General features: G+C 32.9%; 11 protein-coding genes. 7 read left to right on the top strand and 4 right to left on the bottom strand.

Features of this window, described 5'->3' with window-relative positions; all coding sequences use genetic code 11:
• Positions 1–309: 309 nt before the first annotated feature.
• Positions 310–2,418 carry a prolyl oligopeptidase family serine peptidase gene (locus tag AO58_RS0107695; RefSeq protein WP_024981155.1) on the top strand — a complete coding sequence of 703 codons (2,109 nt, stop codon included), beginning with the start codon at positions 310–312 and terminating at the stop codon, positions 2,416–2,418.
• A 46-nt stretch (positions 2,419–2,464) separates the two neighbouring features.
• Entirely contained in the window at positions 2,465–3,103 is a 639-nt protein-coding gene (locus AO58_RS0107690; RefSeq protein ID WP_024981154.1) for an acyloxyacyl hydrolase, read from the top strand.
• A 47-nt stretch (positions 3,104–3,150) separates the two neighbouring features.
• Here the strand turns inward: AO58_RS0107690 and AO58_RS0107685 are convergent, their stop codons facing one another.
• The 3 genes from AO58_RS0107685 to AO58_RS0107670 all read right to left on the bottom strand — a co-directional run bounded on the left by AO58_RS0107685 (position 3,151) and on the right by AO58_RS0107670 (position 5,219).
• A complete protein-coding gene (locus AO58_RS0107685) occupies positions 3,151–3,549 on the bottom strand; it encodes a T9SS type A sorting domain-containing protein (RefSeq protein WP_024981153.1) in 399 nt (132 codons plus the stop codon).
• Positions 3,550–4,197: 648 nt separating this feature from the next.
• A complete protein-coding gene (locus tag AO58_RS17045; RefSeq protein WP_024981152.1) occupies positions 4,198–4,596 on the bottom strand; it encodes a T9SS type A sorting domain-containing protein in 399 nt (132 codons plus the stop codon).
• 227 nt (positions 4,597–4,823) lie between these two features.
• The gene (locus AO58_RS0107670) at positions 4,824–5,219 is read right to left on the bottom strand and encodes a T9SS type A sorting domain-containing protein (RefSeq protein ID WP_024981151.1); all 396 of its coding nucleotides are present in this window, start codon (positions 5,217–5,219) and stop codon (positions 4,824–4,826) included.
• Between the two features lie 191 nt (positions 5,220–5,410).
• Between AO58_RS0107670 and AO58_RS0107665 the strand changes: the two genes are divergently transcribed.
• The 3 genes from AO58_RS0107665 to AO58_RS0107655 all read left to right on the top strand — a co-directional run bounded on the left by AO58_RS0107665 (position 5,411) and on the right by AO58_RS0107655 (position 7,774).
• Positions 5,411–6,298, top strand: a complete 888-nt coding sequence (locus tag AO58_RS0107665) for an AraC family transcriptional regulator (RefSeq protein ID WP_024981150.1) — start codon at positions 5,411–5,413, stop codon at positions 6,296–6,298.
• A 54-nt stretch (positions 6,299–6,352) separates the two neighbouring features.
• On the top strand, positions 6,353–7,204 hold the full coding sequence (locus AO58_RS0107660) for an alpha/beta hydrolase (protein ID WP_024981149.1): 852 nt from the start codon (positions 6,353–6,355) through the stop codon (positions 7,202–7,204).
• A 72-nt stretch (positions 7,205–7,276) separates the two neighbouring features.
• Complete coding sequence (locus AO58_RS0107655; RefSeq protein ID WP_024981148.1) at positions 7,277–7,774, top strand: hypothetical protein; 498 nt, start codon at positions 7,277–7,279, stop codon at positions 7,772–7,774.
• 60 nt (positions 7,775–7,834) lie between these two features.
• On the opposite strand, the gene AO58_RS0107650 is transcribed toward AO58_RS0107655, so the two are convergent.
• Positions 7,835–8,788: a TerC family protein gene (locus AO58_RS0107650; protein ID WP_024981147.1), complete on the bottom strand. Its 954-nt coding sequence runs from the start codon at positions 8,786–8,788 to the stop codon at positions 7,835–7,837.
• Positions 8,789–9,081: 293 nt separating this feature from the next.
• Here AO58_RS0107650 and AO58_RS0107645 point away from each other — a divergent pair, with 293 nt between their 5' ends.
• Both AO58_RS0107645 and AO58_RS0107640 read left to right on the top strand, forming a co-directional pair.
• Positions 9,082–11,271, top strand: a complete 2,190-nt coding sequence (locus tag AO58_RS0107645; protein ID WP_024981146.1) for a glutamine synthetase III family protein — start codon at positions 9,082–9,084, stop codon at positions 11,269–11,271.
• 344 nt (positions 11,272–11,615) lie between these two features.
• A complete protein-coding gene (locus tag AO58_RS0107640) occupies positions 11,616–12,842 on the top strand; it encodes a hypothetical protein (protein WP_024981145.1) in 1,227 nt (408 codons plus the stop codon).
• Positions 12,843–12,853: the final 11 nt, after the last annotated feature.

Here is a 12,853-nt window from a genome sequence, read left to right as displayed (position 1 = left end):
TATCGCTTTTATTCCTTAAAGTACTTTTTCAGTGGCCTCTTGTATGATGCGCCCTTTTTTTGTTTACTCATTAGGTTTGTAGTTGTGTTAACTAAAATAGGAATTGTTGATCAGTTGCGTGAGGGATGGCAGTGGAGCTCTCCCGATTTTTCATCGGGAAGCGGGAACGTACAGCCCGACCCGGAATTTTTATGGAGGGGCACGCCCAAAAATAACTTTTGTTTTATATTTACTTTGAGGGTAATTTATTAGATTTGTTTTGAAGTATTTTTATCAAATTGTCTTCCATTTTAAATTAATTTCACATATATGAAAAAAGTAATTTTAAGTACTATGATTGTTTCTTCTTCTTTGCTTTCGTATGGGCAATCCGCGATAAAGTATCCTGCCACTAAAAAGACTGACAAAGTAGATGTTTATTTTGGTAATTCTATTCCAGACCCTTTTAGATGGTTGGAAGATGACCGTTCAGCCGAGACTGCCGAATGGGTAAAAGAGCAAAACAAAGTGACCTTCGATTATTTAGCAGCGATTCCTTTTCGAAATACGATTAAAGCTCGTATGGAAAAACTTTGGAATTACGAAAAAGTATCGGCACCTTTCAAAGAAGGAGATTATACGTATTATTATAAAAATAATGGATTGCAAAACCAATCAGTATTGTTTAGAAAAGATGCTAAAGGTACTGAAGAGTTGTTTTTAGATCCCAATACTTTTTCTAAAGACGCTACAACTTCATTGGATGGTGTGAGTTTTTCTAAAGATGGTTCTTTAGTGGCTTATTCCATCTCAGAAGCGGGAAGTGATTGGAGGAAAGTTATTTTTATTGATGCTAAAACGAAGCAGAGCATTGGTGAACCTTTGGTGGATGTAAAGTTTAGTGGTTTGTCTTGGAAAGGGAATGAAGGAATTTTTTATTCTAGTTACGAAAAACCAAAAGGAAGTGAACTTTCTGCAAAAACAGACCAACACCGCTTATTCTTTCATAAGCTTGGAACTAAACAAGCAGAAGACGCTATTCTATTTGGAGATCAAGAAAAACGCAGATATGTTGGTGGCTATGTATCGGATGATAATCGTTATTTGTTTATTTCTGCGGCTAATTCTACCTCAGGAAATGAATTGTACTTTAAAGATTTGTCTGTTACAAATAGCCCTATTGTTGCTATTCATAAAGGATTTGAATATGATGTTGATGTATTGGATAATGAAGGCAGTACATTGTTTATTGTTACCAATTTAAAAGCGCCTAACAAAAGAATTGTTACTGTAGATGTAGTAAACCCAGGTGTTGAAAACTGGAAAGATTTGATTCCAGAAACCGAGCAAGTATTAAATCCATCGACTGGTGCTGGATATATTTTTGCTAATTATATGAAAGACGCTGTGTCTGTGGTCAAACAATTTGATTATAAAGGAAAACTAATCCGTACTATTGCCTTGCCAGGTGTTGGTACAGCTTCAGGTTTTGGAGGCAAAGCCAAAGATAAAGAGTTGTATTTTTCATTTACCAACTACGTTACACCAGGAACCACTTATACCTTCTTCCCTGAAAGTGGTAAGTCGTCTGTTTATGTTAAGCCTAAAGTTGATTTTGTTTCTGAAAATTATGAGTCTAAACAAGTATTTTTTACTTCAAAAGACGGAACCAAAGTTCCGATGATTATTACCCATAAGAAAGGATTGCAATTAAACGGAAAGAATCCAGCTATTTTGTATGGTTATGGTGGATTTAATGTGAGTTTAACACCAAGTTTTAGCATTGCCAATGCGGTTTGGTTAGAAATGGGCGGAATTTATGCTGTTGCCAATATGCGTGGAGGCGGTGAATACGGTAAAAAATGGCACGACGCGGGAACCAAAATGCAAAAACAAAATGTATTTGATGATTTCATTGCGGCGGGTGAGTATTTAATTGCTCAAAAATATACTTCATCCGATTTCTTAGCAATTCGTGGTGGTTCTAACGGTGGTTTATTGGTTGGAGCTGTAATGACACAAAGACCCGACTTGATGAAGGTTGCACTTCCTGCGGTTGGTGTTTTGGATATGTTGCGTTATCATACATTTACTGCTGGTGCAGGTTGGGCGTACGACTATGGCACAGCTGAAGATTCTAAAGAAATGTTTGCCTATTTAAAAGGCTATTCGCCAGTGCATAATGTAAAATCAGGAGTAAAATATCCTGCTACATTAGTAACCACTGGAGATCATGATGATCGTGTAGTTCCGGCGCACAGTTTTAAATTTGCTGCTGAATTACAAGAAAAACAAACAGGCAGTAACCCCGTTTTGATTCGTATTGAGACCAATGCGGGACATGGCGCTGGAAAACCAGTGTCTAAGACAATTGAAGAAGCTGCCGATATTCAGGCGTTTACTTTGTTCAATATGGGATTTAAATCCATTCCTAAATAATACAAATTTTTAGTTTACTTTTGAAAGCATTCCTAGAGTCATAGGAATGCTTTTTTATTTAACTCAATTAAGTGCATGCGATTATTTATTTCTTTTTTTATTTCTCCTTTGTAGTAATCTTATATGGTGTCAATCGAGTAATGATAGTTGGAAAGTAGGTTTTTCTTATGGAACAGGAAATGCTTTTAAAAACACCGATTATACGTATACCAATTCCAGTTATAAAGTGTTGTTTTATAAAAAATGGGGGACTTACAAGGGAATTGATTTTTCTTTTTTCTTTGGCCCAGAATACAATCACGCTTCTCATCAATTGCTGAATTTTTATTTTGTAAAACCTGAAACGCCAAATTATGAAGCCAAACGAGACGCTTTTATGCAATTAAAAACCATTAACGAAGGTGTTTTGCATTTAGGAATGACGGTTCAAAAAAAGATCAGTAAACGAAGTGCTATTTACGTTTTAGGAAGCATAAGTCCTATGCTTACGGATACCGAGACCGAACGCTTGTCTAAAGGTTTTGCTTTTTGTGATATTCTAGCGCTTGGGTATACTCTAGAGTTAAAGCATTTTATTATTGATATTCGTCCCAGTTATAGGCATGTTTCTAATGCAGGATTAAAGCAATCGAATGCAGGTTTTAATACTAAAAATATTGAGTTTGGAGTTGTAGTTCCATTATAAACAAAAAGCCGACTTTTGGAGTCGGCTCTTATTTTGTTGTTTGTGTTTTATTTGTTGATTGTAGCTACAATTTTTTGTGCATTGTTTTTAAAAACTTCAGCGATAGCTTTTCTGTTGACTACTAATTCTTTTTTATCAATAGCGATTTCATGCTTTACTGATTTTAGTTTGTTTTCAACTACTAAATAGTATTTTCCTTGTGGAAATTCTTCTAGATTGTAGTTTTTTATGATTCCATTTTTTCCTGATGCTTTTTCAGTAAACAATAGATTGTTTTCTTGATCATAAATCGAAATTATAACATTTTGTTGGCCATTAAGAGAAAAACTAATTTCGTTTCCAGTTCTTTTTTTTACATTCAGTAAAAAATCTCCTTCAATTGCGTAAGTGTTTAAACTTGCTAGGGCAAATACTGCTACTAAACCTAATTTTGAGAATGTTTTCATAATGTTTGTTTTAAGTTGTTAGTTAGAATTTCTGGTGCTAAATTACTTGAACATGTTTTATTCAAACACAACAGGATTTTCTAATTTAGTTGTTATTTTAACCTTTCGAAAACGTAGTAGTGTTGTTTTTGGTAATTTAGCATATGTTTTAGTTAATATAGTATAGGTTCTAGATATGAAATGTGTATTGAAAAATGATTTTTATTGTTTTTTTTATCATCTAAAGAATTTTTGTAACGTATAAAAATTGAAAAATTGGCTTTTTTTATGATAATAATATAATTTTAGTTTTTAATCTGTTTTTGTATAAATAAATGCTTTGATTTTTTCGAATTTGTTAGTGTAGCAGTAGCGGAGAACATAGTGTGTTTGCAAAACAGATGAAATGGGTGAAACTAATTAGTGGTGTTAAGAAGTTTCAAAAGTATATGGTTATTCGAAAAATCCTAATGAATAGTTGGTGAGCTAATCTTTTACTATATTCTGAAACGAGTTGTAAATGTTATTTTTTGTTTTATTCTGTAAAAAGAACAGTATTGAAGGGTATCAGCAAGTCTTTTTATGGTAAAGTAAAAGGAATGCTCAATACTAAAAAAAAAGAAGACCGCTTAGGATGGTCTTCTTAGTGTGAAAATGGATAATACAAATTTATTGCACTGTAAATAATTTTTTTTTGTCTGCCTTGTTTAGGTATACTTCTACGATTGGATTTTTACTCAATTGTGAATTGGATTGAGTAATGGTTATTTTGTGCTTTACCGATTTAAGATCACTAGATACAATTAAATAATATTGGCCTTCTGGAAATTCATCAAGATTATAGGTTTTTGTAATTCCTTTTTCGCCAATAGCCTGTTCTGAGAATAATTCTTTGTTAGCGGCATCAACAATGGAAATCTTTATTTTTTGTTTACCATTTAATATAAAATGAATTTCATTTCCCTGTCTTTTTTTGACAGTAAGAATAAAATCGCCTTCAATGGCGTACGTTTTAATACTGAAGGCGAATAAAAATACAGCGAATAAAAAAGTTGAGATAGATTTCATGCTATTTGGTTTTAGTTTGGTTGTTATTTGTCTTACAAAATTAATTTTATTAGTTCCTGATATCACAACTATTTTTTCTGATACATATGCTATTTTGTCATTATGATCTATTAATGGATTAAAATGAATTTTACTAATCTGTTTTATGTTTTATTGTGGCATAAAAAAAGCTGTCCATCAAGACAGCTTTTAAAAAAAAAAGTATAAATTCTAGTTTCTTGACCTTATTATTTTGAAACCAGCGAGTTATTTTTGAATGAATTTTTGTAAACTTCTAAATAAGCTCTTCTGTTTAAAACAGAATTACCACTATTTACTTTGATTTCGTGTTTTACTTCTTTAAGTGCAGTAGTTACCACTAAAGTGTAAGTTCCCATTGGTAAATCAGCAAGATCGTAATGTTTGATGATACCATTTTGTCCTTTTGCATTTTCAGAGTAAACCAATTCATTTTCGGCGTCGTAAATAGCAATTAAAGCTTTTTCAATTCCATTCATTGAAAAACTAATTTCGTTTCCTTTAGTGTTTTTTACATTTAGGAAAAATTCACCATCAATGGTATATGAATTTAAATTGGCTAATAAGAATATTGCGATTAAGCTTAATTTTTGAATTGATTTCATAGATTTTATTTTGTAATTGTTGTAATTAATAATTTATTTGGCAAAATTATTGAAGTTTATGCAAGACGAAAACAACTTTTTTTTTCTAATATCTATGCTATATTGTCATTTTAGAAAACGATTTATGTTAATTTTGATAATATTGATTATCTTTTATGTAGCTTTGGTAGGTCAAGTAAAATCTATGTTTTATGAAAAAAATGGAAGTTGCTTTAGAAGTTATTGCGCCCTCTTACGGGAGTTCATTTACGATTCTTCAATTTGATGAAAACACAAATAGTAAGTCACATGTGTGGCATCATCATCCCGAGATTGAAATTGTTTATGTACATGGTGGTTCAGGAAAACGCCAAATAGGGAGTCATCTTTCTTATTTTACCGAGGGTGATCTAATTTTAATTGGAAGTCATTTGCCGCACTGTGGTTTTACAAATGCTCAGACAGGAAATAAGTCCGAAACTGTGATTCAATTTCATCCTGATTTTTTAGGGGATGATTTTTTTAAGATTCCAGAAATGAGTAAAGTTTCTAATTTACTGCAACAAGCCAAGGCTGGTATTGCTTTTAGCGGTGAAGCAAAATTGCGAATTGGAGAAAAGGTCGGACAAATGAATGCTCTTGATCCATTTGAGCGTTTGCAAATGTTGTGGAGTGTGCTTTATGATATGAGTAATTCAACAGAAAACTCCATTTTGAACGCTGAGGGTTTTTCTTTAGAATTACAAGTTCAGGATAATGATCGAATAAATGTTGTTTTTAATCATGTTAAAGATCATTTTCAAGAGCCGATTACTTTAGAAGAAGTGGCAGAATTGGTCAGTATGACAATTCCTTCTTTTTGTCGTTATTTTAAGAAGATTACCAATAAGACTTTTACCACTTTTGTAAATGAGTACCGCATTGTTCATGCTTGTAAACTCTTAACAGAAAAACCCATGAGCATTAATGATGTATGTTTTGAAAGCGGATTTAATAATTTTAGTCATTTTAATAAATCTTTTAAAGCTTATACGGGCTGTAGCGCCTCTCAATATCGTAATGGATTGAAACAATCATTAAGTAGTTTATTCTTTTTTTAATACAAAGTAAAGGGTAAGTTTTGTAAATTGGCCAATAAAGTTATACTAGTACTTATGAATAGGTTCAAAATTTTTGTTTTATTATTTTTCTTTTTAATGACTATTCCCGTTTTTTCTGCCAAAGTAGATACGATTATGGTGAATAGTATTGCGATGAATAAGAATTTCAAAACTGCAGTCGTACTTCCAAATTCTTATGCCAAAAGTAAAATTTCTTATCCCGTTTTGTACTTGTTACATGGTGCTTACGGACATTTTAGTGATTGGTTAAAAAATACACCAAGCAAGAATTTAGTAAAAAATTTGGCCGATCAATATGACTTGATTATTGTGATGCCCGAAGGGGAGAAATATAGTTTTTATTTGGATAGCCCGATAAACAAAGGGAGTCAGTTTGAAACCTTTATAACCAAAGAAGTGATAGGAGCAGTTGATGCCTCCTACAGAACTATTACTGATAAACGGGCACGTGCTATTACAGGTTTGTCTATGGGTGGACATGGAGCGTTATATTTATCCGCAAAACATCCTGAATTGTTTTGTGCAGCCGGTAGTATGAGTGGTGCCGTGGATATGAGTGTTATGCTCGATAGACAGTCATCTGCTCAAGTAATTGAATTGATGCAACCTGTTTTTGGGGAGGAAAGTAATAATAGAAAATTATACGAAAAACACGCTGTTTTAAGAATGATCGATGCGATAAAGGCCAATCAAATACCTTTAATAATGGATTGTGGCGTAGATGATTTTTTGATTGAGTCTAACAGGGAATTACACCGACAATTAGTTTATAATAAAGTAGCGCATGATTATATAGAGCGAGCAGGTGCACATACTTGGGTGTATTGGGAAAATGCCCTGCCGTATCATCTCTTGTTTTTTAGTAAAATTATGTCGAGAAAATAATATTTTTTTAATAACACAAAAAATGGTTCGGTTTTTGAATTGCACACTTAATAACTTAAAAAAATAATAAAAATGAAAAGAATAATTACATTAATTGCTGTTATTGGAATGATAGCATTTTCAGGATGTTCATCTGATGATGACTTTGATTCTGATACAATTGGAGAGGTTTTTGAACTTAGAAACGTAAATTTTGATTTTAATGCAACTGATGGATATAATATTTATCAGAAACTATCGCCACAAATTTTTCCGTCTGATGTCATTTTGGTTTATAGGTTAACGGGAACGGTTAATGGTTCAACGCCTATATGGCAATCCATCCCAAGAACGCTATATACTTCTCAAGGCGAGCTAGATTATGATTTTGATTTTAGTAGAGAAGATTTTACAATTTATGCAGGTGGCAATTATAATTTAGCACTAACGCCTGAGTTTTTAAGAAATCAAACATTTAGAATTGTTATTGTACCAGCTGCTTTTTCAAGAAATTTGAATTCCAATGATTATTTCTCAGTTATAAAAGCCTTAAATTTAAATGATGGTAAAGTAAAACAGATTCAATTATAACTTGGATAGGTGTTCCAATAAAAAAAGCGGTGTTGTAAGAGACACCGCTTTTTTTTTGTTTTAATCAATGATTTCCTCTTCTTTGTTGAGTTTTAACGAAACAAGAATTCCGGTTCCTAATGAAAGTACAATAAATCCTAACGAAGCCCATTCGGGGACTTCTATATAATCATGCAGTAACATTTTCAGTCCCACAAAACTTAAAATTGCAATTAAGCTGTATTCCAAATAACTAAATTTTGCCAACATATTGGCTAAAAAGAAATACATCGAACGTAATCCTAAAATTGCAAAAATATTGGAGCTAAATACCAAAAAAGGATCTGAGGTAATGGCTAATATGGCTGGAACACTATCCACTGCAAATAAAACATCCATAACTTCAATAACGATCAACGCCACAAAAAGTGGAGTAGCATGATTTTTATCTTTTATTTTAATAAAGAAATGCTCTCTGTCAGTATGTGAAGTAAGAGGAATGATTTTGCCAAGGGTTTTGTATACAAAAGAATTTTTAGGTTCAAATTCATCATCTTCGCCAGCAAAAAGCATTTTGATGGCAGTAAATAGTAAAAATCCACCGAATAAATAGGTGGTCCAAGCAAATTTATTGATGATCATCACACCAAAGAAAATCATTAACCCTCTAAAAACGATGGCACCCAAGATACCCCAAAAGAGGACACGATGTTGGTATTTTTGTGGGATTTTGAAAGCAGCGAAAATAATGGCAATTACAAATATATTGTCCACACTCAAAGATAACTCTATCAGGTAGCCCGTGATAAATTTCATAGTAGCTACCGTGGGTTTTAGTTGAGTTGGATTGTCTATTAAGTTATTGTTGTACAGCCAATAAATTACACCAGAAAAAAGCATGGATAGCGTGAACCAAATTAAAGTCCATTTACTTGCTTCTTTAGTACTTATTATATGGGGGTTTTTATTGAAAACACCTAAATCAAGTGCTAAAACCCCCATAATCATTACAATGAAAAATCCCCAAACTATCATATATTATTGTTTTATTTGAGACAAATGTAGTTGAAGAGTTGATACTAGTAAAATTTTTAGAAAAATATTTTATATTTTTATTTGACCTCCAAAAACAACTTGGTTAAAATGTAAAAATATAGATATTAATACAGGGATAATTATGGAGTTGATAGATTTGTAACAATAAATTATTAAATTCTTATTTTTTGTATTGAGCCCTATAAAATGTAGAGGTAAAATTCATGTAGAATGATAAAAGTTTTATATTTGCATTAAATTTTAGGGGTTTAATAAATAAAAAACAATCTTTTATGTCTACATTACGTTTTCAAGCTTTAAAAGAAGCATCTACAAGAAAGCCAGTTAAATTTGAAGAAACCGATAGAAAATCAACTCTTTTTGGTTCCAATGTGTTTAATGATAAAGCGATGAAGCAATATTTGACTTCAGACGCTTATAAAGCAGTAAAAGGAGCTGTAATGCACGGAACCAAAATCGACAGAAAAATTGCTGATTATATAGCAATGGGTATGAAAGAGTGGGCTTTGTCTAAAGGGGTGACGCATTATACGCACTGGTTTCAACCATTAACAGGTACAACTGCAGAGAAACACGATGCTTTTTTTGAAACGTCATACGATGGTAGCGATTCTGTAGAGAAATTTGGTGGAGCACAATTGGTTCAACAAGAGCCAGATGCATCAAGTTTCCCAAATGGAGGGATTAGAAATACTTTTGAAGCAAGAGGATATACCGCTTGGGATCCAACATCTCCAGCTTTTATTTATGGGACTACTTTATGTATTCCAACTGTTTTTATTTCCTATACTGGCGAAGCTTTAGATAATAAAATTCCATTATTAAGAGCATTATCGGCGATGGATGAGGCTGCAACGGAAGTATGTAAATATTTTGACAAGAACGTAAAGAAAGTAACTGCTACTTTAGGATGGGAGCAAGAATACTTTTTGATTGATAGCTCTTTAGCTAATTCTCGTCCTGATTTGATGATGACTGGTAGAACTTTACTAGGGCATACTTCTGCAAAAGGACAGCAATTAGATGACCATTATTTTGGTTCAATTCCTTCACGTGCTTTAACGTACATGAGAGATTTGGAACAAGAATGTATGTTGCTTGGAATTCCAGTAAAAACACGTCATAATGAAGTAGCACCAAACCAGTTTGAGTTAGCGCCTATTTTTGAAGAAACGAACTTAGCAGTAGACCACAACTGTTTGCTAATGGATGTTATGGGTAAAGTAGCTGAAAGACATGATTTTAAAGTGTTGTTACATGAAAAACCATTCAAAGGAGTTAATGGTTCTGGAAAACATAACAACTGGTCATTAGCTACAGATACAGGGGTGAATTTGTTAAGCCCAAGTAAAACGCCAATGAGTAATTTACAGTTCTTGACTTTCTTCATTAATACGATTAAAGCAGTAAATGATTATGAAGAGTTATTAAGAGCATCTATTGCTACAGCAAGTAATGATCACAGACTTGGAGCAAATGAGGCGCCACCAGCAATTATCTCTGTTTTTATTGGAGAGCAATTGACAAAAGTTTTGGCGGAATTAGAAGGCGTAACTGCTGGAAAATTATCTCCTGAAGAAAAAACAGACTTAAAATTGAACGTTGTTGGTAAAATTCCAGACGTACTTTTAGATAATACAGATAGAAACAGAACTTCTCCATTTGCCTTTACTGGAAATAAATTTGAGTTCAGAGCAGTTGGTTCTTCTGCTAACTGTTCTAACGCAATGACTACTTTGAATGCTATCGTAGCCAAACAGTTGAAAGACTTTAAAGTAGAAGTAGATGCTTTGATTGAAGCTAATGATATGAAAAAAGATGATGCTATCTTTAATGTATTGAGAGAATACATCAAACAATCTAAGAAAATCTTATTTGAAGGAGACGGATATAGCGAAGCATGGGCCAATGAAGCAGCAAAAAGAGGATTGAGTAACTTCAAAACTACTCCAGAAGCTTTAAAAGCTAGAGCCTCTAAAAAAGCTTTAGATTTGTTTAGCGAGTTAGCAATTATGAATCACGTGGAAGTTGAGGCTCGTTATGAAATCGAATTGGAAGAGTACACTAAGAAAATCCAAATTGAAGGACGTGTATTGGGAGATATTTCTAAAAATCACGTAATACCAACAGCTATTCGTTACCAAAATACTTTAATAGAGAATGTTAAAGGATTAAAAGATATTTTTGGTTCTGATTTTGAAAATGTAGCCAAGGAACAAATTATTTTGATCAAACAAATTTCAGGTCATATTGAAGGAATTAATTCTAAAGTGGCTTTGATGACCAACGAGAGAAAAGTAGCGAACAAGTTAACAGATGCTCAAGAAATGGCTGAGGCTTACTGTAATAAAGTAAAACCTTATTTTGAAGAGATTCGTAACCACTGTGATAAACTAGAATTGTTAGTTGATAATGAGTTATGGACTTTAACTAAATACAGAGAATTATTGTTTACTAAGTAATATTAGAGTATTAAATACTTTAAGGGAGCCTATTATTAGGTTCCCTTTTTTTGTTTTAAAGCATGAATAATTAACGCTATTTTACCTACTTGTTTTATTTTGCAAAATGTAGTTTATCGGAGTAGTTTTGCACTTTGTCGAAAAGTTATGTAAATCCCTAAAATACTGTATTTTATATTTTTAAAATCCGTAAAAACCATATTATATTTGACACATCAAAATAAACAAGGTTTAAATTTTTAACAAATTAAAGCCGCTTTTTTAGAAAAGTAAAAGCCCAAATTACTTTTTTTTAAATGACCTACATAACAATTTGTATTAATAACCAATTAAATATATTTATCATGAAAAAAGTAATTTTAAGCGTCTCTGCGATGCTTGTTTCAGTTCTCGGATTTTCACAAGCAAACACTAGTGGAGTTAGTTCAGTAGGTACAGGTAATAATGTAGTAGTAACACAAACTGGAAGCGCAAATGATTCAAAAGTTAATCAATTAGGGTCTAATTTCGTTGATGGTGGACATGAAAATGATGCTCAGGTAGCGCAAACAGGTAAGAAAAACAAATCAGATGTTAAACAAGCAGGCGATCGTAATTTAGGGTCTGTAATGCAATTGGGTGACAAGAATAAGGCAAAAATCGATCAAGGAGTAGGTAATGCTGAGGATAATATTGCATCAACATCTCAAACAGGAGATATGAATACTTCTAGTCAAAAGCAACGATTTGATAATAATATGGCAACAGTAACACAAACTGGTGATGGAAATGCAGCAACGCAAGATCAAAGCTCTGGACCTAATCAATCAGCTGGAAATACTGCAAAGGCCACTCAAACTGGTGATGACAATACTTCATGGCAAAAGCAAGTAGGCAATAGTAATACTGCCACTGTACAGCAGTTTGGTACAAATCATGATGCAGTTCAAGATCAAATGGGCTTGAGTAATGTTGCTTTATCTGTTCAAAGTGGTGATAGTAATACATCTAGTCAAATTCAACTTGGCGAAAATAATGATGCCTTTATCTCACAATCTAACCTTAATAATTTTGCAGCTCAATTGCAAGTAGGAGATGGGAACAAAGCAATAATTTGGCAAGACCAAGCTGGATCTTTAGGAAGTGATCAAGCTTTACAAGCACAAGATGGAAATAACAACTATGCAGCTGTAGACCAAGGTACTTTTGGGAATGATTTGCCTGCAGCCGCTGATTTTGGATCAATTAATATATCTGCAGTAGGTTCAGTTGCTGTACCTTTTGCACCACACGGATCAAATTTGGCAGCACAAATGCAAATTGGTGATGATAACAAAGCCTACACTAGTCAAGGTGGACAATTTAATGAATCTTTGAGTTGGCAAGAAGGTAATGGAAACGACACTAAGACGTATCAATATGGTAAAAGTAACTTAGCTGCTACAAGTCAATTTGGAGACGGTAATTTCTCAAGATCGTTGCAAATTGGAAACGGCAATATGTCTGGCACAGGCCAAACAGGTACAGGACATATTAGCGCGACTTTCCAAAATGGAACAGGAAATATGGCTTTAGTGCTTCAATCTAATTAAGAATTATTTTA

It is taken from the genome of Flavobacterium succinicans LMG 10402, from assembly GCF_000611675.1.
GTDB lineage: Bacteria > Bacteroidota > Bacteroidia > Flavobacteriales > Flavobacteriaceae > Flavobacterium > Flavobacterium succinicans.
Note: the sequence above shows the minus strand (reverse complement) of the source record. Positions and strands in the feature narration are given on the sequence as shown.

Bases quoted from the DNA above. Each gene is read 5' to 3' on its own strand.
- AO58_RS17045 (WP_024981152.1), bottom strand. From the start codon at position 4,596: ATGAAATCTATCTCAACTTTTTTATTCGCTGTATTTTTATTCGCCTTC.
- AO58_RS0107645 (WP_024981146.1), top strand. From the start codon at position 9,082: ATGTCTACATTACGTTTTCAAGCTTTAAAAGAAGCATCTACAAGAAAG.
- AO58_RS0107650 (WP_024981147.1), bottom strand. From the start codon at position 8,788: ATGATAGTTTGGGGATTTTTCATTGTAATGATTATGGGGGTTTTAGCA.
- AO58_RS0107685 (WP_024981153.1), bottom strand. From the start codon at position 3,549: ATGAAAACATTCTCAAAATTAGGTTTAGTAGCAGTATTTGCCCTAGCA.
- AO58_RS0107655 (WP_024981148.1), top strand. From the start codon at position 7,277: ATGAAAAGAATAATTACATTAATTGCTGTTATTGGAATGATAGCATTT.
- AO58_RS0107660 (WP_024981149.1), top strand. From the start codon at position 6,353: ATGAATAGGTTCAAAATTTTTGTTTTATTATTTTTCTTTTTAATGACT.
- AO58_RS0107695 (WP_024981155.1), top strand. From the start codon at position 310: ATGAAAAAAGTAATTTTAAGTACTATGATTGTTTCTTCTTCTTTGCTT.
- AO58_RS0107690 (WP_024981154.1), top strand. From the start codon at position 2,465: ATGCTTTTTTATTTAACTCAATTAAGTGCATGCGATTATTTATTTCTT.
- AO58_RS0107665 (WP_024981150.1), top strand. From the start codon at position 5,411: ATGAAAAAAATGGAAGTTGCTTTAGAAGTTATTGCGCCCTCTTACGGG.
- AO58_RS0107670 (WP_024981151.1), bottom strand. From the start codon at position 5,219: ATGAAATCAATTCAAAAATTAAGCTTAATCGCAATATTCTTATTAGCC.
- AO58_RS0107640 (WP_024981145.1), top strand. From the start codon at position 11,616: ATGAAAAAAGTAATTTTAAGCGTCTCTGCGATGCTTGTTTCAGTTCTC.